The following is a 21,706-nucleotide window of genomic DNA, read 5'->3' on the forward strand; positions in this document are numbered from 1 at the left end:
GATGTGTCACGCGGGCGGGTTGTCGGGGTCCAGGGTCTCCAGCGTGTCCTGCTCGACCGGGTTGTCTGCCTCGAGCTGGTCCTCGGTCGTCTCGTCGCCTCCGACCGGGTTGCCCCCGCCCGTGGGGCTGTCGCCGGTCGGTGTCTGGTCTTCGCGTCGCTCGTTCATGGGGCACACGCTACGCGCGCGACCTCGCGCCGGGTGAGGGCTTGACGAGAGATCGGCTGGTCTGCCGCCTGACGGCCGGCGGGCGCGGCGGATCCGAGCGGGCGCGGGTCGCGGCATCCGTCCCTCACCGAACGGCGAGGTCGAACACCGCGATCCGCGCGGCCAGAGCGCCGAGAGACCCGCCGAACCGCTGGTGGTCGGGATGCGCGAGGTAGGCATCACGGTCCGCGGGGGAGGCGAAGCGCATCGTGAAGCCGAAATCGAAGCCGTCTTCCAGGCCCTCCGGGCTCACGCTCGGCCCCTCGGCGAGGTCGAGGATGCCGGGGACCGTCTCGGGAAGACGCCGGAGCGCGTCACGGATGCCGTCGCGCTGCGTCGCGGTCGCGTCCGGGGCGAAGGCGACGAGCACGACGTGCATGATCGCGGTCATGCGGGCACAGAGGGCCGGGGTGCGGGCAGTTCGACCCGTGCCGGCCCGTGGTGGCGGGCGGCGCCGGCAACGAGGGTCGTGCCGGCGGGGACGTCCACGACGACACTCTCGGAGTCGGCGAGCACGACGATGTCGCCGTGCGGAACGGGCACCACCGCGCCGGCCCAGGGCAGGTCGCCCAACTCGGGGTCCACGGTGAACTCGCGCCACCCGTCGGTGAGCGGCGCGAGGCCGAGCACCAGCTGCGGAAGCACCGCCGCCGGCCCCGCCGACCACGCGTGGCACAGACTCTTGCCGTACGGCCGCCGGTACATCTCGTACGGGGATGCCGCGGCGTCGGTGAACTCCTCCCAGAACGTGGCAGCACCGGCGTCGATCATGCGACCCCACAGGCGTCGCAGCTCGGCGACGGCCTGCTGTCGCCGCCCCAGACGGCCGAGCGCCAGCAGTGCGAACGAGCGCATGAAGGGCGTGCCGGCGGCGGTGGTCGCGACGATGTCGGCGCGCCGATCCGACGGTGCGGCGGTTTCGTCAGCCGTCAGGCCGGCGAGTGCCGCCAGGAAGTTCGGGTAGGCCGATGCCTGGCCATCGTGGTCGAGGTACTCGCGCCAGCAGCCGTCGTGTGCGCTCCACGCGCGCGCCAGCAGCATCGCTCGCACCCGCTCGGCGAGATCGGCCCAGCGCGCGGCGCCGTCGTGGCCGGCCTTGGCCAGCACCTCGGCGCCGGAGCGAAGCGCCCAGAACCAGAGGATCTGGACCGCGGTGGCGTCGCCGTCGGGATTGAGGGTCACGCCCCAGTCGAGGAACAGCGAACCCGGGCCCGCCTGCGCGAAGGAGTCGGGCAACCGGGCGGGGCGGAGCACGCCGTCGTCCGCCGCGTGGGTCGCGAGGTCCGCGAGGAAGGCGTCGATGTGTGCGCTCTCGCGGTCGAGGTAGTCGCGGTCGTCGAAGAACCGCTGGTACAGGCCCTGCGAGATGACCCACCACAGCGAGTAGTCGGCGATCCCGTTGATGTACCCGTGGCGCGGGCGGCCGAGCGCGGTGAGCGTGTCGCGGATGATGCCGGCGTCGGCGAAGGCGTACGCGTTGGTCAGCACGCCGAGGGCGTGGTCGCCGATCCACGGCATGCGGTCGCGCTTGATGCCGTCGATCAGGAACGTCTGCAGGCACAGCCGCAGCGTGTACGAGCTGGTCGCCCACACCGCGTTGAGCGTCGGATCCGCCGTGACGAAGGCGCCGCGGTGGGCCGCCGGGCGGACCGCCGCATGGATCGCCACCGCCGAGACGTCGGCGCCGGTGATGCGGGCGAACCGGAGGCCGAGCCGGTGCCGGCTGCGGTACTCGCCGGCGGTCGTCTCGTCGAGGGTGAAGTCGCTCTCACCGAAGGCGGGGTCGGCGAGGGCCTCGTCGACGGACTCGCCCGTCACGAGCGTCGGGCGGCCCTGCGCGTGCACGACGACACGGCCGAGGAGCGGAGCCGGTGCCGCGTAGAGGCCGGGTGCGATCTCCGTCATCGGCACCTCGACCTCACCCTCGCCGAGCAGATGCGGAGGTTCATCGCCGCCGGTGCGCCCGGCGGCACGGGTCCACTCCTCGCCGTCCCGCGAGCTGTGCCAGATCAGCGGCGTCGCGCCGTCGTCGGCCACCCCGAGCGCCGGCGGCTCGCCCGGCGCGGAGTCGACGCGGACCTCGATCGTGGCACCCGCAGCGAGGCCCGGGATCTCGATTCCGGCGCCGAGGTCGAAGGCGCCGAGGTCGAAGATCTGCTCGCCTCCGTCGACGAGCACCCGCGCGCGCCCGGTGGCCGACAGTCGCAGCACGGGCAGCGCGGCGGGCACCTCGGCGCGGAAACGGGCGTGGCTGCCGGGCTCGGCGAAGTTCAGGGCGTAGTCGACGAACCGGTTCGCGGCGTGCCCCTCTGCCACGACGCGGGCGAGGGCGGCCGACTCGTAGTCGCCGGCGGCATAGAGCCACTGCCGCCCCGTGGGTCGTGCGACCTCGTCGGGCAGCCGGTCGGCGCCCGCACTCCGCGACAACCGCAGCAGGTCGTCGCGGAGCCGGTCCCGGTGGGGCCGCTCGGCGGCGGGCGTCTGCCGGTCGTCGACGGTGCTCATCGGACGGTGACGACGGCGGGAGAGGTCACGACCACGCGGTGCGTGCCGGAGGTCAGTCGCTCCGGCGCCGGCCGACCGTCGACCGTCGCGCTCGAGCGGTCGGTCGTCGGGAGGTCCAGTCGCGCTTCGGTGCCGAACGGAACGGTCACGGTGAGCTGCAGTGTGCCGTCGTCGTCGAGGTGCCAGTCGGTCGAGAGCTCGCCGTAGCCGGTCGCGATCGTGGCCGCGGCGCTGCGCAGCTGGTCGGCCGGCCGTGGAGCCACCCGTGAGACGCGGTAGCCGGGCTGCGCGGGTGAGAGCCCGGCGACGTTCCGGTACACCCAGTCGACCATCGCGCCGTAGGCGTAGTGGTTGAAGGAGATCATGCTGTCGCCCTCCTTCGTGTCCATCTCGCCTCGATGGATGCTGCCGTCGACCTTGATCGCGTCCCATCGCTCCCACACGGTGGTCGCCCCGCGGTCCACCTGGTAGAGCCACGACGGCGCATCGCGCCGCAGCAGCATCAGGTACGCCTCGGCGAGGTGGCCGTTCGAACTCAGCGCGTCGAGCACGAGGGGCGTGCCGAGGAAGCCTGTCGCGATGCGTCCGTGCTCGGACCGTACCGCGTCGGCGAGCTTTGCCGCCAGGGCGGCGCGCTCAGCCGCGGGGACGATGTCGAACTCGAGGCACATGGCCGCACCGGTCTGAGTGTCGCCCGCTTCCGCACCCCACCGGTCCCACACCGCTCGTGCGACGGTGTCGGCCAGCTCGACGGTCGCGTCGCTCTCGGCGCGCAGCCCGAGCTCGGCCTGCGCCCGTGCCAGCAGGCGGGCCGACACCACGTAGAAGCAGTTGGCGACGAAGAGCGAATCGACCTTCGCCGACCACGGCTGGTCGGCGGGCGCGTCCGGGTCGAGCCAGTCGCCGTACTGGAAGGGCTCCGCCGGAAGCAGGGTCTCCTCGCCGGCGCGACGGCGAAGGTGCTCGACCCAGCGGGTCATGCTCGACAGCTGAGCGCGCAGCACGTCCACGGAACCGTACGCCTGGAAGACGGCGAGCGGGACGATGGTCGCGGCATCCGCCCATCCGGCCCGGCCCATCGTGTCGGTGAGCTCGCCGCCCATCCGCATGTCGTCCTCGAAGATGATGTTCGGCACGATCGAGGGCACGCCGCCTTCGTCGGTCTGCTCGATCTCGAGGTCGCGCAGCCACGACAGCCAGAAGGTCTCGGTGTCGAACAGCGTGGCTGCCGTGGGCGCGAACGCCTGGGCGTCGCCGGTCCAGCCCAGGCGCTCGTCCCGCTGCGGGCAGTCCGTCGGGAGGGACACGAAGTTGTCGAGCTGCGACCACCGGACGTTCTCGTGGAAGCGGTTCAGCGCCTCGTGCGAGCTGCGGAAGCTCGACCGCTGCGGCAGGTCGGTGGAGATGGCGACCGCCGACGCCTCCACGACGGCTGCGCCGGTCACCTCGGCGTAGCGGAATCCGTGGAACGTGAACGGCGGCTCGAGCACGGACACGCCATCATGCCCGAGCACGTACGTGTCGGTCGCCCGGGCGCTGCGTAATGCGGCGGTGTGAAGCGCCCCGTCGGGCTCGAGCACCTCGGCGTGGCGGATGGTGACGACGTCGCCACGGCGGCCCTCGACGGTCAGCCGCACCCACCCGGAGATGTTCTGTGAGGCGTCCAGCGCCGTGGCGCCGTCGCGGTCGGTCGCGACCATCGGGAACTCGGCGACGGCACGGACCGGCGCCACGGCGCGCGGCTCGAAGACTCCGGCATCGGCGGGGACGATCCGCGCGGTCGTCCAGCTGCCGTCATCGAAGCCGACCGCGCTCGGGTCACCCTCGGCCCGCGTGAAGTCGACCTCGGAGCCGTCATAGATGCTCGCCGAGCGGATCGCGCCGAAGCCCCCTCGCCAAGAGGTGTCCGTGGCCACGGCGATACGCGTGGACGCGGCATCCGTGATCTCCACCTGCGCGATCGCACCGATGCGGTCGCCGTAGATCTCGCTGCGCCCCGCGAAGCCCATGCGCCCGCGGAACCAGCCGTCGGCGACGGAGATGGCGATCGCGTTGCGCCCGGGTCGCAGGAGCGACGACACGTCGACGGTGTCGAGCAGCACGCGCGACTGGTAGGCGTTCCAGCCGGGATTCAGGATGCCGTCGGTCGCCCGCGTGCCGTTGATCCAGACGTCGTAGACCCCCAGCGCCGAGATGCGCAGAAGTGCGCGCTCGGGCGCCCGGTCGAGGTCGAACTCGCGTCGCAGAGTCGGCACGGGACCGGCCGTCTCGCTCGGCACGTCGATGACGACGGCCTCGAGCTCCGCGCCGCCGACGCCCGCGTCGACGACGGCGGACTCGCTCCACTCCGTCCATCCGCTCGCGGTCGCCAGCCGCACCCCGTACTCGCGCCGCTCTCGCGGCAGCACCTCTCCGGCCGGCACGTCGATGGCCGCGCTCGAGGCGGCCGGATCGAGCTCGGACCAGTCCTCGCCCTGCCGGCGTGTGCGCACCTGGTAGCCCTGCTGCTGCGCGCCCGGCACGGAGGCGACCGCCGACCAGCGCAGCCGGACGGGTCCGGCCGGCACGCCGAGCAGACGGGGGTCGTGCTGCGTGCGCACGGAGCTGACATGCACGGCGGAGTCGAGGGCGTCGAGAGCGGGGAGCGTCACGGGGTTCCTTCCTGGCCGCGGCGCCGCGATCGCGGCGTCGCGATGATGATGCGGCATGAACCGCTTCACTCGTACCGGACGACTCTAGGAAGCGGCGATGAGGAAGTCAACCAGACGCCCCCGGCGCGCAAGTGCTCAGGCAATCAGGCGGGATCGGGGCGTCGCTGCCGGACGGCGGCCGGTGTCGCATCACGCGTTTGACATCGCCTCGCTCGCAACATACGGTGACACACTGAGTGAACCGCTTCAATTGTTCGATCCGAAGACGGCAGTCGAACTTACAGGGAGGTAATTGTGAGAGGTACGAAGACTCGTCGCTGGCTGGTGGGGGCGACCGCCGCCACCGCGGCGATCGCGCTCGCGGGCTGCTCGGCCGGCGGCTCGAGCGGAGGGGACGGCTCGGAGCTGTCGATCTACATCGACAGCGACCCGTCGTCGGTCGCCCTGTGGGAGGGGCTCGTCGAGGCGTACGCCGAGGTGAACCCGGACGTCACGATCGATGTCGAGACCCACCCGTCGGGCAGCGAGGGCGACAACCTGATCAAGACCCGTCTGTCGACGGGCGACATGAACGACATGTTCTGGTACAACCCGGGCTCGCTCTTCCAGGCGCTCAACCCCGACCAGACCCTCGTGCCGCTCGACGACGAGGAGTGGGTGGACTCGCTCGACGACAACTACAAGACCGTCGTCTCCACCGACAACGGGCTGTACGGCTTCCCGATCGGCGCCTCCGCGGCGGGCGCGATGATCTACAACAAGGACATCTACGCCGAGCTCGGCCTCGAGGTCCCCACCACGTGGGACGAGTTCATGGCCAACAACGAGGCGATCAAGGACGCGGGCAAGGTGCCGGTCGTGCAGACGTTCGCCGACACGTGGACCTCGCAGCTGTTCGTGCTGGGCGACTTCTACAACGTCAGCGCCGCCGACGCCGACTGGGCCGAGGAGTACACGGCGGGCAACCGCAGCTACGCCGAGGAGCCGGCGCTCGCGGGCTTCGAGCACCTGCAGGAGATCTACGAGGCGGGCTACCTCAACGAGGACTTCGCCTCGTCGACCTACGACGACGGCGTGCGCATGATCGCCCAGGGCGAGGGCGCGCACTACCCGATGCTCACCGGCAACGTGGCGCAGGCGCTCGGTGCCAACTACCCCGACGCCGACGCGTCCGTGGGCGTGTTCCCGATCCCCAGCGATGATGCCGAGGCCAACGGCCTCACGGTCTGGATGCCCAACGGCGTCTACATCCCGAAGACGACCGAGGGCGCGCAGCTCGAGGCGTCGAAGGAGTTCCTCGAGTGGCTCGCCACGCCCGAGGCGTGCGCGGTCCAGGCCGAGGCCATCACGCTCGGCGGTCCGTTCGTGGTCGACGGCTGCGAGCTGCCGGCCGACGCCGCGACGCTGGTCGCCGACATGCAGCCCTACTTCGACTCGGGCGACACCGGCCTGGCCCTGGAGTTCCTGTCGCCCATCAAGGGACCGGCGCTCGAGCAGCTCACCGTCGAGGTGGGCTCGGGAATCCGTCCGGCCGTCGACGGTGCCGCTCTCTACGACCAGGACGTCGAGAAGCAGGCCCAGCAGCTCGGGCTCGACTGGTAGCAGTTCGCGCCGGTGGGGCCGATCGCCGCGGCGATCGGCCCCACCGCCACGAGGAGGAGACACCATGACCACCACGCCCACGGCGACCGCACCGTCGCCGGCACCGGCCGCCGCCACGCCCTCGGGCACCGCTGCTGCGCGCAGACGGCGCCAGCGCGTGCTGAACGGCGCGTACCCCCTGTGGTTCCACGTGCCCGCAGGAGTCCTGTTCCTGGTCCTGTTCATCGTGCCGACGGTGGCGTCGTTCTACTTCTCCCTGACGCGGTGGACGCTGTTCGACGTCGAGTTCATCGGGCTCGACAACTTCGTGCAGTTCTTCCGCGAGCCCTCGCTGGTACAGGGCTTCACGAACACCTTCATCTACGCGGTGGTGACGTCGGGGCTCAAGGTCGTCCTCGGCCTCCTCCTCGCGATCCTCCTCACGTCGCAGATCATCGGCCGGGGATACCTCCGCTCCGTCGTCTTCTTCCCGGTGCTGGTCTCGACGATCGGCATCGGCGTCACGTTCAAGGTGCTCCTCGACCCGTTCGACGGCATGGTCAATCAGGCGCTCGCCGTGTTCGGCATCCAGGGTCCCGGCTGGCTCACCGACCCCAGCCTCGCGCTGCTCTCGGTCGCCTTCGTCGACGTCTGGAAGGGCGTGGGCCTCGCGACGCTCATCTACATCGCCGGCATCGTCGCCATCCCTCAGGAGTACTTCGAGGCGGCCAAGGTCGACGGCGCGACCGCGTGGCAGAACTTCTGGAACATCACCCTTCCGCTGGCGCGGCCCGCGACCGTGACGGTGGTCATCCTGTCGCTCATCGGCGGCCTGCGCTCGTTCGACCTGATCTGGGCGATGACGCGGGGCGGTCCCGGCTTCTCCAGCGACGTGATCGCCTCGGTGATCTACAAGCAGTACCAGGCGGGCTTCTTCGGTCTCTCCACGGCCGGCAACGTCGTGCTCTTCCTGGTCGTCGCCGCGATCATCATCCCGATCTTCTACTTCCTGAACCGAAAGAGCACCGAGTCGTGAGCACCGTTCAGCAGAAGCGCCGGGGCGTCGTCGTCGGCGTCGTGGCGATCATCGCCAGCGTCTTCGTCTTCCTGGTGCCGTTCGCCTTCATCTTCGTGACGGCCGGCAAGACGCAGCAGGAGGCGTCGCTCCTCGAGTTCAGCTGGCCCGCGGAATGGGCCTTCTGGGACAACCTCGTCGCCGTCCTCGAGACCAACGACCACATCCTGGTGCGCGCGTTCGTCAACAGCACGGTGCTGACGGTCGCGGCAGTGGCCATCATGGTCGTGCTCGCCGCGATGGTCGGCTACGTGCTGCAGCGCCGCCGGTCGCGCTGGAACGGCCTGATCAACTTCCTCGTCCTCGCCGGTCTCATCATCCCGCCGGCCGTGGTGCCGACGATCTGGGTGCTGCAGGGCACGGGGCTGTACCGCTCGCTGTGGGGACTCATCCTCATCCACGTCGCGTTCGGCCTGTCGTTCTGCGTGCTGCTGTTCCGCGCCTTCGTCGCGTCCATCCCGCGCGAGCTCGACGAGGCGGCGCTCATCGACGGCGCCGGCCCGATCCGGCTGTTCTTCCAGGTGATCTTCCCGCTGCTGCGCTCGGTCATCGTCACGGTCATCGTCGTGCAGGCGGTCACGGTCTTCAACGACTTCACCTACGCGCTCTACTTCCTGCCCGGTGAGGAGAACGCCACGGTCCAGCTGACGCTGTACAACTACCAGTCGCAGGGCCTGAACCAGTGGAACCTGCTGTTCATGGATGTGCTGCTCATCACCATCCCGCCGCTCATCATGTATATCTTCTTCAACAGGCAGATCGTGGCGGGCATGACCTCGGGAGCCATCAAGGGATGAGCGCACCTGCGACGGAGCGACGAGGGGAGGATGCCGTGCCGGCTGTGGACGGTACCCCCAAGCTCCGTGATGTCGCGCGACATGCCGGCGTGTCGGTCGGCACCGTCTCACACGTGCTCAACCACCCCGACAAGGTGAGCGAGAAGACGATCGCACGCGTGCGCGCATCGATCGAGGCGCTCGGATTCGTGCGGGACGCGAACGCGAGCTCGCTCGCCGCGGGGGGTTCGCGCAGCATCGGCCTCGTCGTCATCGACCTCGGCAACTCGATGTTCGTCGACGTCGCCCTCGGCGCGCAGGACGTGGCGACTGCCGCCGGGCTCAAGCTGCTGCTCGCCGCCAGCCAGGACGATTTCGCGCTCCAGAAGGCCAACGTCGACTTCTTCGATGAAGCGCGTGTCGCAGGGCTGCTCCTGGCGCCGATGCAGGACTCGTCGGAGCAGACGCGTCGTCTGCGGGCTCGCGGGCGACCGGTGGTGCTGGTGAACTACGACCCCGAGGCCGACGACACCTGCAGCGTCATCGTGGACAACGAACAGGTGGGCTATCTCGCCGGCCGCCACATGATCGACCTGGGCTGCGAGCGGCTGATGTTCGTGCACGGAGCGCTCGCGATGCAGCCGGTGCGTCTCCGGCTGGAGGGCTTCCGCCGCGCCGTCCGCGAGGCGCCCGGCCGGGTGCGCGTCGAGGAGGTGGCCATGCCCGACCTCACCGTGGAGTCGGGCGAGCTGCTGGCCGATCGCATCGGCGGGCGGGGCCCGGGTACGCGCCCCGACGGCGTCGTCGCCGTCACCGATACCCTCGCCGCAGGGTTCATCGGACGGATCCGCGAGCACGGGATCGAGGTGCCGCGGGATATGGCGGTCATGGGGTGCGACGACAACTCCGCCGCGCCCCGGCGGGGGGTCAGCCTGACCACCGTCTCGATGGGCGGGTCGGACCTCGGCAGGGCTGCGATGCGGCTCCTCATCGACGAGATGGGGCGCGAGCGCACCCACGTGCACCAGCGCGTCGTCGTCGAGCCCGAGCTCGTCACCGGGGGCTCCACGGCGGGCTTCGTGCCGCCGGCATCCGCTTCCTGACCCGCTGACCCGGCATCGCGGAGGTCATCGCGCGCGCGTGGGAGCGGTCCCTCAATCGACACTTGACACGTCGTCGGCAGCCTGAGACGGTAGACCGGTCTACACGACGTAGATCGGTCTACAAGACCGCCCGCAAGGAAGAGGGATCTGACGATGACGTTGTCTGAACGAGCCGTCGCGGCGCCTGGCCGGCGCTCTCGACGCACGACCGCGCTGCTGCTCGGCGCGACGCTGCTGGCGACGGGAGGTGTCGTCGCGGTCGGCGCACCGGCCGCGTCCGCGGTTGACTGCTCGACCGTGCCGTGGATGGACACCACGAAGTCGGCGGCCGAGCGCGCCGAGGCGCTGCTGGATGCCAGCAGCCAGCACCAGAAGTACCGATGGCTCGTCGAGCAGCCGGCCAACGACCCGACCCGCACCCAGTGGAACCCCGGGTTCCCGGGCGAGGCGCCCGTGGTCTATCCGGCCCAGGTGGCCTGCACGCCGGCCGTCGTCTATGCCAACGGGCCCGACGGCGTCTACCTCTCCGCGGGGACGACCGCCTGGCCCGGCCCGATCGCGGTCGCCGCGACATGGAACCTCGAGCTCGGCGAGCAGAAGGCGACGGCGCACGGCAGCGAGTCCTTCGACAAGCGCAGCGCCGTCGTCCTCGGACCGGGAATCGCCTCAGGGCGCACACCGCTCTCGGGCCGCGGCTCGGAGTACTTCGGCGAGGACCCGGTGCTCTCCGGCCTCATGGCGGCGGCGAACGTCCGCGGCCTCGAGGACGGCAACCCCGACAAGCCGGTCATCGCGAACCTCAAGCACTACGTCGCGAACGAGCAGGAGATCGCGCGCGAAGAGAGCTCGTCGAACATGGACGAGCGCACGTTCAAGCAGATCTACGACCTCCCCTACGAGATCGCCGTCCGCAAGAGCGACCCGGGCAGCCTCATGTGCTCGTACAACCAGGTCAACGGCGTCTACGCGTGCGAGAACGACATCCTCACCACGAGCCTGCGCGAGGACTACCCGTTCGAAGGCTACGTCATGAGCGACTTCGGCTCGGTGCACTCGACCGCCCCGTCGCTCAACGCGGGCCTGGACCAGGAGCTGAACCGTCCGGTGTGGTTCACCCCCGCGCGTCTGGACGCCGCGCTGGCCGCCGGAGACATCACGCAGGAGCGGATCGACGAGGCCGCCTATCGCGTGGTGCACTCCTACATCGCGGGAGGGCTGTTCGACCACCCGGTGCCGACGACCGCCGTCGCGAACGTCTCGACGCCGGAGCACAAGGCGCTGGCGCGTGAGATCGCCGAGCAGAGCACGGTGCTCCTGAAGAACGACGGCGTGCTGCCTCTCGCCGGCGACGGCCTCACCGTCGCGGTGATCGGGCAGACCGCGTCGACCGTCCCGACCGGCGGCGTGAGCGCCAAGACCGGCTGCGCGTGGGACTTCCCGTTCGGCCCTCCCGGTGGCATCGCCCTCAACTGCGACGCACTGGTCGACCCGCTCACCGCTCTGACCGAGCGCGTGACGCAGGCGGGCGGCGAGGTCGTGTACGACAACGGCGCCGACCCCGCGGCGGCTGCCGCAGCGGCAGCGGCCGCCGACGTCGCGATCGTCTTCGGTCACTACACGATGGGTGAGACCCAGGACCTCGCCGACCTGCGGCTGGACGGCAACGGCGACCAGCTGATCGAAGCGGTCGCGGCATCCGCCCCCTCCACCGTCGCCGTGCTCAACGCCGGCTCCGCGGTCGAGATGCCGTGGATCGACGACGTCGACGCCGTCTTCCACGCGTGGCACTCGGGCGAGCAGTTCGGGCCGGCGCTCGCAGCGCTCGTGTTCGGCGACGTGAACCCGTCGGGCAAGCTCCCGATGACATTCCCGGTGTCCGTCGACGACACTCCGACGGCCGGATCCGAGGCTCAGTACCCCGGCATCGCCGACGAGGAGGGCATCCTCCAGGTCGACTACGCCGAGGGCCTGAAGGTCGGCTACCGGTGGTACGAGTCAGAGGGGATCGAGCCGCTGTTCGAGTTCGGTCACGGCCTGAGCTACACCGAGTTCTCGTACGACAAGGTCAACGTCACCCCGCGGTCGACGACGGGCGACAAGGAGATCCGCGTGCGGTTCAAGCTCACCAACACGGGTGACGTGGCGGGCACCGAGGTGGCGCAGGTCTACCTGCAGCTGCCGGATGCCGCGGGCGAGCCGTCGAAGCGCCTGATCGGGTGGGAGCGCGTGACGCTCGAGCCCGGTGAGCACCGCAACGTCGAGGTGAAGCTGTCGCCGGAGGACCTGGCCGACATGCACCTCCTCGAGTACTGGGACGCCGACGCTTCGGCATGGGCCACCGCGTCCGGCGCCTACACGGTGACCGTCGGCGGCTCGATCGACGCCGACGCCGCGGCGAGCTTCTCGATCCGCTGAGGCCCGATGCCGGGCGGGGGGTGGGGGTTCCCCACCTCCCGTCCGGCACCGCGCGTCGTGCGCACTACCCTCGTCTCATGACACTCAGTCCAGGTCGCAGCGCGACGATCGAAGACGTCGCGGCTGCCGCCGGCGTCTCCCGCGCGGCCGTGTCGAAGGTGCTCCGCAACGCCTACGGCGTCAGCGATGCGATGCGCGAGCGGGTGACCGCCGCGATGACCGAGCTGCAGTACCGCCCCCGCGTCGCGGCGCGCGCGATGCGGGGCCGCACCTACACGATCGGCATCGAGATCCCGGACTTCGGGAATCAGTTCTTCACGCGCATGCTGGCCGGAGCGATGAAGGCCCTCGCCGGCACCCCGTACCAAGTGGTGATCGCACCGGCGGAGGCAGGATCCCGAGAGGGCCTGCGTGCGATCGAGGCGCTCGTCGACCGGCAGGTCGACGGGGTGATCGCTGTCTCGCCGCGCGTCGACCAGAAGGCGCTCGAGCGCATCGCGGCCTTCACGCCCGTGGTCATGTTCGGCCGGTACGACACGTCCGACGACTACGACACCGTCGCGGGCGACGACGTGCACGGCACGGCTGCCGCCATGGAGCACCTCTTCGGCCTCGGCCACACGAGGATCGCCCACCTGACCCTGCGCGAGTCGGACGACACCGACACGTCGCCCCACGGCGCGCGCTTGCGGGAGTACCGCCGCATCATGGCCGCTGCCGGGCTCGACGAGGTCGTCCTGCGGACGGACGAGGGGCAGGACGCCGCGTACCACGCCGTCGCGACGGCGCTGAGCGACGGCGTGGACGTCACCGCGGTCTTCGCCGCTCATGACGAACTCGCCATCGGCGCTCTCCGCGCCGTGGCCGAGACCGACGGCGCCCTGTCGATCGTCGGTTACGACGACGTCCCGATCGCCGCGCACCCTGCACTGGGCCTCACCACGGTGCATCAGCCGGGCGGCGAGATGGGCGTCCGTGCGATCGAGCTCCTCCTGGAGCGTGTCGCTGGGCGTACCGACCCCGTGCGCGAGGTCTTCACGCCCGAGCTTCGCGTGAGGACCTCGACGCGACCCCCGCGGTGACGCTCAGTGCCACCCGCTCCGTGACGCGGCAGGCGGCCCGCGCGGTGACGCAGCACGCGAGCCCCGCGGTGACGCAGCAAGCGGTCGGTGCGGTGACGCGGCGCTCCGGTCGGCGGTTCAGACCGCTGCGACCACCGCGTTGTCGAGCTCGTCGAGGTCGACGCCGGGCCGCTCGGCCTGGTTCGTGAGCAGTACGAACGCCACGCCGGCGGACGGGTGCACCCAGAACTCTGTGCCCGCCCAGCCGCCGTGGCCGAAGACGTCGCGGTCGACGAGGCCCGGCGCGTGCGTGCGGAGGTTCCAGGTGAAGCCCCAGTCGTTGCCGCGCTCGGCGGGGTAGGGCTCGAGGCGGGGGAGCCCGACGGTGAGCGGGCGCCGCATCATCGCCAGGGTCTCGGGCTGCACGACTCCGCCGCGCTCGCCGCCCGTGATGCGGAGGAGCGCCGAGCCCATTGCGAGCAGGTCGTGCGCGGTGCCGATCATCCCCGCGCCGGGATTGCGGTGGCTCGCGAACCCGCGCATGTCGAGACCCAGTCGCTCCGCATCGACGACCGTGTGCGGATCGGCGTCGGGGTCGAGCGTGAATCCGCCGGCGCCGATGGTCGCCGCCCACGCGGCGATGTCGGCGTCCCACTCCCGTCCGCTCTTGGCACGCACGAGCTCGGCGATGCCGTCGAAGGCGACGGTCGAGTAGCGCGACACCGTGCCCGCGGCGAAGTCGCGGCCCGGCGCGAGCAGTGCGGCGCGCAGCCCGCCGGCCGGGTCCAGGCTCGGCTCGGGGATGCCGGCGGTGTGGCTCACGAGGTGGCGAAGGCGCACGACGTCGTCACGGTCGCGGCCGAAGCCGGGGACCGCGTCGGCGAGCGGCGTCTCGGTGGTGAGGTGCCCGCGCTCGATGGCGCGCGCCGCGGTGAGTCCGGTCAGCACCTTGGTGATCGAGAACAGCCAGTACGGGTCTTCGACGCGCGCCGGTCGGCCGTCGGTCGCGCCGAACGCGTCGAGCGCGGCGACGCCGTCGGCCGTCGCGACGCCGAGCACCGCGGTGGGCAGGCGCCCCGCCTCGACGTGCCGGCGCGCCCAGTCGAACGCCGCCGAGTACCCGGTCATGTCGTCACTCCTTCATCGTGGGGCCGTCCGGCCCCGAACATGCGGCGTCGCACCGAGTGCACGGCGTCGCCGCGAAGCGATGCCGTGCACTCGTAGCGCAGGTGTTCACTCGGCGCGCGGCTCGTAGCGTTCGGGAGACACGGATGCCGCGACCACGCGCCGGAGGTCCTCCAGGGTCGCTTCGGGGCCGAACCAGCCGTGGGCGCGCGCCTGCACCAGCACGTTGCCGAGCGCCGTCGCCTCGACGGGGCCGGCCAGCACCGGAAGACCCGAGCGGTCGGCGGTCGCCTGGCAGAGCAGCCGGTTGAGCGCGCCGCCGCCGACGATGTGGATCACGTCGATGTCGCGGTCGGTGAGACGTCCGGCGGTCGCGACCGCGCCGGCGAACGCCTGCGCGATGCTCTCCACGATGGTCCGCGCGAAGGCCTCGCGCGTCGCGGGTACCCGCGCGCCCGTCTCGCTCAGCACCGCCGCGATGCGGGCGGGCATGTCGCCCGGCGCCGACAGGCGCGGGTCGTTGGCGTCGAACAGCGGGATGTCTCCGGTTACGGCGGCTGCGGCATCCAGCAATCCGGGCAGATCGATCGCCGCGCCGTCCTCCGCCTCCCACGTGCGCACGGCCTCGCTCAGCAGCCACAGGCCCGTCACGTTGTGGAGGAAGCGCACGCGCCCGTCGACGCCGCCCTCGTTCGTGAAGTTCGCCTCGCGGGCAGCGTCGCTGACCACGGGGCCGTCGAGCTCGACGCCGACGAGGCCCCACGTGCCGCACGAGATGTACGCCGCGTCGGGAGTGCTGAGCGGCACGGCGACGACGGCCGAGGCCGTGTCGTGCGAGCCGACCGCGATCACCTCGAGCGGGGCGCCGATGCGCTCGCGCGCCTCGCCGTGCAGCGAGCCGAGCACGGCTCCCGGGTCGACGAGCGGGGGGAGGACGGATGCCGGGATGCCGAGCCGCGCGGCGAGCTCGAGGTCCCACTCGCCCGTGCGGACGTCGACGAGCCCGGTCGTCGAGGCGTTCGTGCGCTCGGCGAACCGGGCGCCGGTGAGGAGGAACGCGACCAGATCGGGGACGAGGAGCGACACCTCGGCGTCGCTCAGGCGCTCCTCGACGGCGTACTGGTACAGCGTGTTGAACGGCAGGAACTGCAGGCCGTTGCGGCGGTAGAGCTCCTCGAACGGCGCCTCGCCGTGCACGGCCTCGACGCCGCGCGCGGTGCGCTCGTCGCGGTAGTGGAAGGGCTCGTCGAGCAGCTCGCCGCCGTGGACGAGACCGTAGTCGACCGCCCACGAGTCGATCCCGATGCTCGCGATGCCGGGCTCGCGGCGCAGCGCCTCGGTGAGGCCCTCCACGATGTGCCGGTACAGCGCGGTGAAGTCCCAGTGCAGCCCGCCGTCCGGCCCGGGCACCGGGCCGTTCGGGAAGCGCGCGACCTGCTCGAGGCGCAGCATCCCGTCGTCCACGTAGCCGAGCATGACGCGCCCGCTGGTCGCGCCGAGGTCGACCGCCGCGACGACGCCGCCGGAGGTCATCGTGCGACCCCGGTCGTGCGACGCCGGTCGGTCGTCGAGATCGCGGTTTCTCGTCGAGCGACCACGCCGTCGGCGCCCACAACGTGCTGTCTCGACGAGATCGCGGTTTCTCGACGAGGTGTGGATGTGGAGGCCGTCATCGCAGGAAGGCGGCCGCGACGCCGGAGTCGACGGGGATGTGCAGGCCCGTGGTGCGCGAGAGCTCGGGGCCGGTCAGCACGAACACCGCGTCGGCGACGTTCTCGGGCACGACCTCGCGCTTGAGGATCGTGCGGTTGGCGTAGAACTGACCGAGGTCCTCTTCCTTGACGCCGTAGGTCGCGGCGCGGTTGGCGCCCCAGCCGGAGGCGAAGATGCCCGAGCCGCGCACGACGCCGTCGGGGTTGATGCCGTTGACGCGCACGCCGTGCTCGCCGAGCTCGACCGCGAGCAGGCGCACCTGGTGGGCCTGGTCGGCCTTGGTCGCCGAGTACGCGATGTTGTTCGGGCCGGCGAAGACGGAGTTCTTCGACGAGATGTAGATCACGTCGCCGCCGAGCTTCTGCTCGATGAGGATCTTCGCGGCGGCCTTCGACACCAGGAACGAGCCCTTCGCCATCACGTCGTGCTGCAGGTCCCAGTCCTTCTCGGTGGTCTCGAGCAGCGGCTTCGACAGCGACAGGCCGGCGTTGTTGACGACGAGGTCGACGCCGCCGAACGCCAGCACCGCGGCGTCGAAGGCGGCCTGGATCGCATCGGCGTCGGCGACGTTCGCCGCCACGCCGATCGCGACATCCGTGTTGCCGAGCTCGGCCGCCGCGGCCTGCGCCTTCTCGAGGTCGAGGTCGGCGACGACCACGCACGCGCCCTCGGCCGCCAGACGGACGGCGATGGCCTTGCCGATGCCGGATGCCGCGCCCGTGACCAGTGCGATGCGGCCCTGGTGGGTCTTGGGCTTGGGCATGCGCTGGAGCTTGGCCTCTTCGAGCGCCCAGTACTCGATGCGGAACTTCTCGGCGTCGGAGATCGGCGTGTACGTCGACAGCGCCTCGGCGCCGCGCATCACGTTGATCGCGTTGACGTAGAACTCGCCGGCTACGCGCGCGGTCTGCTTGTTCGCGCCGTACGAGAACATGCCGACGCCGGGGATGAGCACGATGAGCGGGTCGGCGCCGCGGATCGCGGGGGACTCGGCGGTCGCGTGCGCGTCGTAGTACGCCTGGTAGTCGGCACGGTACGCCTCGTGCAGCTCGTGCAGGCGCGCGATGCTCTCTTCGACGGACGCCGACGCCGGCAGGTCGAGGATCAGCGGCTTGACCTTGGTGCGCAGGAAGTGGTCGGGGCAGCTCGTGCCGAGCGCGGCGAGGGCCGGCGCCTTCTCGGAGGCCAGGAACTCGAGCACGACGTCGGCGTCGGTGAAGTGGCCCACCTGCGGCTTGTCGGTCGAGGCGAGGCCGCGGATGGTCGGCGCCAGGGCGGCCGCCTTCGCGCGACGCTCGGCCTCGGGCAGCGCCTCGAAGCCGGCGCGCTCGCCGCCGAACGGGTCGGCCTTGCCGTTCTCGGAGATGTAGGCCGCGGCGGTCTCGATGATCAAGAGCGAGTTCTGCTCGGCCTCGTCGGAGGTGTCGCCCCACGCAGTGATGCCGTGGCCGCCGAGGATCGTGCCGATCGCCTGCGGGTTCTTCTCCTTGATCGCCGCGATGTCGAGGCCCAGCTGGAAGCCGGGTCGGCGCCACGGCACCCAGACGACCTTGTCGCCGAAGATCTTCGCCGTGAGCTCCTCGCCGTCGGCGGCGGTCGCGATGGCGATGCCCGAGTCGGGGTGCAGGTGGTCGACGTGCGCGGCGTCGACGAGGCCGTGCATCGCGGTGTCGATCGACGGCGCGGCGCCGCCCTTGCCGTGCAGGCAGTAGTCGAACGCGGCGACCATCTCGTCCTCGCGCTCGACGCCGGGGTAGACGTTCACGAGCGCGCGCATGCGGTCCAGGCGCAGCACCGCGAGGCCCTGCTCCTTCAGCGTGCCGAGGTCGCCGCCCGAGCCCTTCACCCACAGCAGCTCGACGGGCTCGCCGGTGACCGGGTCGGTCTCGGTGCCCTTGGCCGACGTGTTGCCGCCGGCGTAGTTCGTGTTCTTCGGGTCGGCGCCGAGGCGGTTCGACCGCGTGATCAGGTCGGTGACGGCCGGGTTGGTCATGATGCGGTTCCTTCGTCGAGGGTCACAGAAGCAAGGTCGGGGGTGCGGAGGGCGGCGAGGCGGCTCGCGAATCGGTCGATGGTGACGGATGCCGCGGGCCCGGCATGCGGGCGGTTCAGGTGTCCGTGGTCGGTGCCGGTCTCGACCACGGCCTCGACGTCGCGTCCGGCCGCGCGCAGCGTGCGGGCGAAGAGCTCGCCCGAGACGCGGAGCTCGTCGACGTCGCCGTTGACGATGAGCGTCGGCGGGAACTCGGCGAGGTCGCCGGCGGTGGCGAGTCCCGGAACCGCGGGCAGCGGTGCCACGTCGACCGGGCCGCCGAGGAAGTTCTCGTACATCGCGCGTACCACGTCGGGACCGAAGCGGTCGAAGGCGGGCGTCGCGTCGAGCGCGGCGCGCAGGGCGGCATCCGGGGCGGGCTGCACCGCGAGCAGGGTGGGGTACGCCAGCAGCACGAGCGCCGGCACCGTGGCGGCGCCGGCCTCGATCAGGCGCAGCGTGGCGCCGGTGACGAGATTCGCCCCCGCACTCGCGCCGCCGATCGCGAGGCGGCCGCGGTCGACGCGCAGCCGCGCGGCGCTGTCCTGGGCCCAGGCCCACGCCGACAGGATGTCGTCGGAGGGCGCCGGGTAGCGGCATCCGTCACCGACGAGCCGGTAGTCGACCGAGACCACGGTCGTTCCGCGCCACGCCAGCTCGCGCGCGACCCAGTCGGCCTCGGGCATGTCGAGGTCGCCACCGGCGAAGCCGCCGCCGTGGGCCCACACCAGTCCGGTGCCGTTCGGCTCGCGCGCCGGGTAGACGCGGACGAGTCCGTCTGCGGCGGAGTAGGGCTCGCTCATCTGGGTCCTCGGGGGATCGGGCCGGCAGCGGTGCCGGGATCGAAGTGGTGCACCGGGGGCGCGGGGATCGGCATCCCACGCCCCCGGTGGGCTTGGTGGCGGGTGCCTACGCGCCCCAGCCGGCCTGCGTGCCGCCGACGCGGTCTGCGGCGATCTGCTGCTGGTAGCCGGATGCCGCGTACGCGGCCATCGGGTCGGCAGCGAGTCCGCGCGACTCGCGCCACTCGGCCAGCGCCGGGCGCACGTCGGTGTAGAACGCGTCCATGAAAACCGCGTTCGCACCGAGCACGTCGTTCGCCTGCTGAGCCGCCGCGAGGGCGTCGCGGTCGACGAGCAGGGCGCGCGCCGTCATCTCCTGGACGTTGAGCACCGAGCGGATCTGGCCGGGGATCTTGTCCTCGACGTTGTGGCACTGGTCGAGCATGAACGCCACATCGGGGTTGTTGAGGCCACCGCCGCGCACCACCTCGAAGATGATGCGGAACAGCTGGAACGGGTCGGCCGCGCCCACGATGAGGTCGTCGTCGGCGTAGAAGCGCGAGTTGAAGTCGAACGAGCCGAGCTTTCCGAGGCGCAGCAGCTGCATCACGATGAACTCGATGTTCGTGCCCGGAGCGTGGTGACCGGTGTCGAGGCACACCATCGCCTTGTCGCCGAGGCTCACGACCTGGGCGTAGGACGTGCCCCAGTCCGGAACATCGGTGTGGTAGAACGCCGGCTCGAAGAACTTGTACTCGAGCACGAGGCGCTGTTCGTCGCTCAGGCGGTCGTAGATCTTCTGCAGCGAGTCCTGCAGGCGGTCCTGGCGGGCACGGATGTCGGCCTGGCCCGGGTAGTTCGAGCCCTCGGCGAGCCAGATCTTCAGGTCGCGCGAGCCGGTCGCACCCATGATGTCGATGCACTCGAAGTGGTGGTCGATCGCCTTCTGGCGGATGCGGTCGTCGTGGTGCGTGAGCGCCCCGAACTTGTAGTCCTCGTCCTGGAAGGTGTTCGAGTTGATCGTGCCGAGGCTCACACCGAGGTCTTCGGCGTGGCGGCGAAGACCCGCGTAGTCGTCGACCTTGTCCCACGGGATGTGCAGCGCGACGCTCGGCGCGAGCTTCGTGTACGCGTTGACCTGCGCGGCGTCGGCGATCTTCTCGAAGGGGTCGCGAGGTGTGCCGGGCGTCGTGAACACGCGGAAGCGCGTGCCCGAGTTGCCGAACGCCCACGAGGGCAGTTCGATGCCCTGGCCTTCGAGAGCGGTGAGGATGTCTGGTGACAGCGTCGTCATGATGCGTTGCCTTCTTCGTGGGCGGGGTCTGTCGGGGAGGTGGGCTCGGCCGCGCCCCGTGCGGCGGTGAGCTGGTCGTGAAGATTGAAGATCTCGGCGAGGGGGGTCGCGGCCTGGTCGGGCCGCCCGTCGAGTCCGACGAAGAAGCGGCCCATCTCGGCCTCCCAGCGGGCGGCCACCTCCGAACCGGCGAGGTACGCCTGGGCGGCCTCGTCGTCGTCGGTCTCGTAGTAGCCGATGAGGCGTCCGCCCTCGCCGAGGAACAGCGAGTAGTTGCGGCGACCCGCGGCCTCGATCTCGGCCAGCATCTCGGGCCACACCGGGGTGTGCCGGGCGACGTACTCGTCGAGCAGCTCGGGTCGGATCAGCAGCTGGAAGCAGACCCGCGTCGTCGCGGTGGTGCTCGTCATGTGGCGGATGGTCCTTTGTGCTCGGGGGATGCGGAGGGCGCGGCTACCGCAATCGTGAATCGTTTCAACGCTAGAGCTTCGAGTCGTTTTATGCAAATCGGAAAGCGCTTCCCATCGAATCGTACGCGCTGCGCTCCGGGGTGTCGATAGCGTGGAAGCCGATTCGACGCGAGGGAGCACGGATGGAGCAGCAGGAGCGGGCGCTTGCCGCCTATGTGGATTCGGTGCGGGACCAGCCGGGCGCGCTTGCCGTCGTCCTGGTCGGCTCGGTCGCGCAGGGGCGGGAGCGCGACGACTCCGACGTCGACGTCTACCTCGTCGTCGACGACGCGCGGTTCGCCGCCGAGACGGCGGCCGGCCGGTTCGCCTGGATCGAGCGCCGCGACGAGGACTACCCGGGCTCCTACATCGACATCAAGCTCGCCAGCCCTGCGTACCTCGCCGCTGCCGTCGACAGGGCCGACGACCCCACGCGGGCATCGTTCCTCGGCGCCCGCGTCGCCTGGAGCGTGCTCGAGGGCCTCGACGAGACGGTCGCCCGCATCGCTGAGCTCTCCGACGGCGTGTGGGACGAGCGGGTGAGATCGCACGTGGCGCAGGCTCGCCTGTACGGCGGCTACTTCCTGCGGCAGGCGGACGAGCGCGGCGACGAGTTCCTCCGCCGGCACGCCGGACTGCACCTCGCCCTGGCGGCGGCGCGGGCGGCGCTGGCCGCGAACCGCGTGATGCTGCCGGGGCCCAAGTACATCTCGAAGCTGGTGCGGACGGTGGCGACGCCGGAAGGATTCGTCGAGGCCTGGAGCCGGGTCGTGGACGACCCCGACACCGGCTCCGGCCGCGACCTGCTGCGCATCCTCGACGAGTGGCTGGCGGGCGAGCTCACCCCCGACGAGACGCTGTCGACGTTCATCCGCGACAACGAACTCGCCTGGCTCCGGGGGACCGTCCCCGCGGAGTTCTGGTGAACGCACCCGGC

The 21,706-nt window shown here is 71.0% G+C and carries 17 protein-coding genes; 7 read left to right on the forward strand and 10 right to left on the reverse strand.

The features are described from left to right. Nucleotides 1-6: 6 nt before the first annotated feature. From IM770_RS17365 to IM770_RS17380, 4 genes are all read right to left on the reverse strand, one after another. Nucleotides 7-168, reverse strand: coding sequence for a hypothetical protein (locus IM770_RS17365; protein ID WP_203582405.1), 162 nt, complete (start codon nucleotides 166-168; stop codon nucleotides 7-9). Between the two features lie 124 nt (nucleotides 169-292). Continuing rightward, nucleotides 293-598, reverse strand: coding sequence for a Dabb family protein (locus IM770_RS17370; RefSeq protein ID WP_203582406.1), 306 nt, complete (start codon nucleotides 596-598; stop codon nucleotides 293-295). Beyond that, nucleotides 595-2,712 (reverse strand): alpha-L-rhamnosidase-related protein, encoded by a 2,118-nt coding sequence (locus IM770_RS17375; protein WP_203582407.1) that lies wholly within the window; start codon nucleotides 2,710-2,712, stop codon nucleotides 595-597. Before IM770_RS17375 ends, IM770_RS17370 begins: the two co-directional genes overlap by 4 nt. After that, on the reverse strand, nucleotides 2,709-5,363 hold the full coding sequence (locus tag IM770_RS17380; RefSeq protein WP_203582408.1) for an alpha-L-rhamnosidase: 2,655 nt from the start codon (nucleotides 5,361-5,363) through the stop codon (nucleotides 2,709-2,711). Before IM770_RS17380 ends, IM770_RS17375 begins: the two co-directional genes overlap by 4 nt. Before the next feature lie 294 nt (nucleotides 5,364-5,657). Here IM770_RS17380 and IM770_RS17385 point away from each other — a divergent pair, with 294 nt between their 5' ends. The 6 genes from IM770_RS17385 (at nucleotide 5,658) to IM770_RS17410 (ending at nucleotide 13,395) form a co-directional block, all read left to right on the forward strand. Then, nucleotides 5,658-6,965, forward strand: coding sequence for an ABC transporter substrate-binding protein (locus IM770_RS17385; protein WP_203582409.1), 1,308 nt, complete (start codon nucleotides 5,658-5,660; stop codon nucleotides 6,963-6,965). Between the two features lie 64 nt (nucleotides 6,966-7,029). Continuing rightward, nucleotides 7,030-7,980, forward strand: a complete 951-nt coding sequence (locus IM770_RS17390) for a carbohydrate ABC transporter permease (protein WP_203582410.1) — start codon at nucleotides 7,030-7,032, stop codon at nucleotides 7,978-7,980. After that, entirely contained in the window at nucleotides 7,977-8,816 is an 840-nt protein-coding gene (locus IM770_RS17395; RefSeq protein WP_203582411.1) for a carbohydrate ABC transporter permease, read from the forward strand. Before IM770_RS17390 ends, IM770_RS17395 begins: the two co-directional genes overlap by 4 nt. Beyond that, nucleotides 8,813-9,898 carry a LacI family DNA-binding transcriptional regulator gene (locus IM770_RS17400; RefSeq protein ID WP_203582412.1) on the forward strand — a complete coding sequence of 362 codons (1,086 nt, stop codon included), beginning with the start codon at nucleotides 8,813-8,815 and terminating at the stop codon, nucleotides 9,896-9,898. The genes IM770_RS17395 and IM770_RS17400 overlap by 4 nt, the downstream gene beginning before the upstream one ends. Before the next feature lie 153 nt (nucleotides 9,899-10,051). Continuing rightward, the gene (locus tag IM770_RS17405) at nucleotides 10,052-12,313 is read left to right on the forward strand and encodes a beta-glucosidase (protein ID WP_203582413.1); all 2,262 of its coding nucleotides are present in this window, start codon (nucleotides 10,052-10,054) and stop codon (nucleotides 12,311-12,313) included. Between the two features lie 77 nt (nucleotides 12,314-12,390). After that, the gene (locus IM770_RS17410) at nucleotides 12,391-13,395 is read left to right on the forward strand and encodes a LacI family DNA-binding transcriptional regulator (protein WP_203582414.1); all 1,005 of its coding nucleotides are present in this window, start codon (nucleotides 12,391-12,393) and stop codon (nucleotides 13,393-13,395) included. A gap of 117 nt (nucleotides 13,396-13,512) precedes the next feature. Here the strand turns inward: IM770_RS17410 and IM770_RS17415 are convergent, their stop codons facing one another. The 6 genes from IM770_RS17415 to IM770_RS17440 form a co-directional block, all read right to left on the reverse strand. Continuing rightward, nucleotides 13,513-14,502, reverse strand: coding sequence for a serine hydrolase domain-containing protein (locus tag IM770_RS17415; protein ID WP_203582415.1), 990 nt, complete (start codon nucleotides 14,500-14,502; stop codon nucleotides 13,513-13,515). A 105-nt stretch (nucleotides 14,503-14,607) separates the two neighbouring features. Further along, the gene (locus tag IM770_RS17420) at nucleotides 14,608-16,032 is read right to left on the reverse strand and encodes a rhamnulokinase (protein WP_203582416.1); all 1,425 of its coding nucleotides are present in this window, start codon (nucleotides 16,030-16,032) and stop codon (nucleotides 14,608-14,610) included. A 136-nt stretch (nucleotides 16,033-16,168) separates the two neighbouring features. Next, nucleotides 16,169-18,205 (reverse strand): bifunctional aldolase/short-chain dehydrogenase, encoded by a 2,037-nt coding sequence (locus tag IM770_RS17425; protein WP_203582417.1) that lies wholly within the window; start codon nucleotides 18,203-18,205, stop codon nucleotides 16,169-16,171. Then, a complete protein-coding gene (locus tag IM770_RS17430; protein ID WP_307785498.1) occupies nucleotides 18,202-19,047 on the reverse strand; it encodes an alpha/beta hydrolase in 846 nt (281 codons plus the stop codon). The genes IM770_RS17425 and IM770_RS17430 overlap by 4 nt, the downstream gene beginning before the upstream one ends. A gap of 106 nt (nucleotides 19,048-19,153) precedes the next feature. Continuing rightward, a complete protein-coding gene (rhaI, locus tag IM770_RS17435; protein ID WP_203582418.1) occupies nucleotides 19,154-20,320 on the reverse strand; it encodes an L-rhamnose isomerase in 1,167 nt (388 codons plus the stop codon). Beyond that, nucleotides 20,317-20,730 (reverse strand): L-rhamnose mutarotase, encoded by a 414-nt coding sequence (locus IM770_RS17440; RefSeq protein WP_203582419.1) that lies wholly within the window; start codon nucleotides 20,728-20,730, stop codon nucleotides 20,317-20,319. Before IM770_RS17440 ends, rhaI begins: the two co-directional genes overlap by 4 nt. A 182-nt stretch (nucleotides 20,731-20,912) precedes the next feature. On the opposite strand from IM770_RS17440, the gene IM770_RS17445 reads away from it, so the two are divergent. Then, the gene (locus tag IM770_RS17445; RefSeq protein WP_203582420.1) at nucleotides 20,913-21,695 is read left to right on the forward strand and encodes a nucleotidyltransferase domain-containing protein; all 783 of its coding nucleotides are present in this window, start codon (nucleotides 20,913-20,915) and stop codon (nucleotides 21,693-21,695) included. Nucleotides 21,696-21,706: the final 11 nt, after the last annotated feature.

Origin of the sequence: Microbacterium hibisci (assembly GCF_015278255.1) — a bacterium.
Taxonomy (GTDB): domain Bacteria; phylum Actinomycetota; class Actinomycetes; order Actinomycetales; family Microbacteriaceae; genus Microbacterium; species Microbacterium hibisci.

Bases quoted from the DNA above. Each gene is read 5' to 3' on its own strand.
- IM770_RS17365 (WP_203582405.1), bottom strand. From the start codon at position 168: ATGAACGAGCGACGCGAAGACCAGACACCGACCGGCGACAGCCCCACG.
- IM770_RS17370 (WP_203582406.1), bottom strand. From the start codon at position 598: ATGACCGCGATCATGCACGTCGTGCTCGTCGCCTTCGCCCCGGACGCG.
- IM770_RS17375 (WP_203582407.1), bottom strand. From the start codon at position 2,712: ATGAGCACCGTCGACGACCGGCAGACGCCCGCCGCCGAGCGGCCCCAC.
- IM770_RS17390 (WP_203582410.1), top strand. From the start codon at position 7,030: ATGACCACCACGCCCACGGCGACCGCACCGTCGCCGGCACCGGCCGCC.
- IM770_RS17400 (WP_203582412.1), top strand. From the start codon at position 8,813: ATGAGCGCACCTGCGACGGAGCGACGAGGGGAGGATGCCGTGCCGGCT.
- IM770_RS17405 (WP_203582413.1), top strand. From the start codon at position 10,052: ATGACGTTGTCTGAACGAGCCGTCGCGGCGCCTGGCCGGCGCTCTCGA.
- IM770_RS17410 (WP_203582414.1), top strand. From the start codon at position 12,391: ATGACACTCAGTCCAGGTCGCAGCGCGACGATCGAAGACGTCGCGGCT.
- IM770_RS17415 (WP_203582415.1), bottom strand. From the start codon at position 14,502: ATGACCGGGTACTCGGCGGCGTTCGACTGGGCGCGCCGGCACGTCGAG.
- IM770_RS17420 (WP_203582416.1), bottom strand. From the start codon at position 16,032: ATGACCTCCGGCGGCGTCGTCGCGGCGGTCGACCTCGGCGCGACCAGC.
- IM770_RS17425 (WP_203582417.1), bottom strand. From the start codon at position 18,205: ATGACCAACCCGGCCGTCACCGACCTGATCACGCGGTCGAACCGCCTC.
- IM770_RS17430 (WP_307785498.1), bottom strand. From the start codon at position 19,047: ATGAGCGAGCCCTACTCCGCCGCAGACGGACTCGTCCGCGTCTACCCG.
- rhaI (WP_203582418.1), bottom strand. From the start codon at position 20,320: ATGACGACGCTGTCACCAGACATCCTCACCGCTCTCGAAGGCCAGGGC.
- IM770_RS17440 (WP_203582419.1), bottom strand. From the start codon at position 20,730: ATGACGAGCACCACCGCGACGACGCGGGTCTGCTTCCAGCTGCTGATC.
- IM770_RS17445 (WP_203582420.1), top strand. From the start codon at position 20,913: ATGGAGCAGCAGGAGCGGGCGCTTGCCGCCTATGTGGATTCGGTGCGG.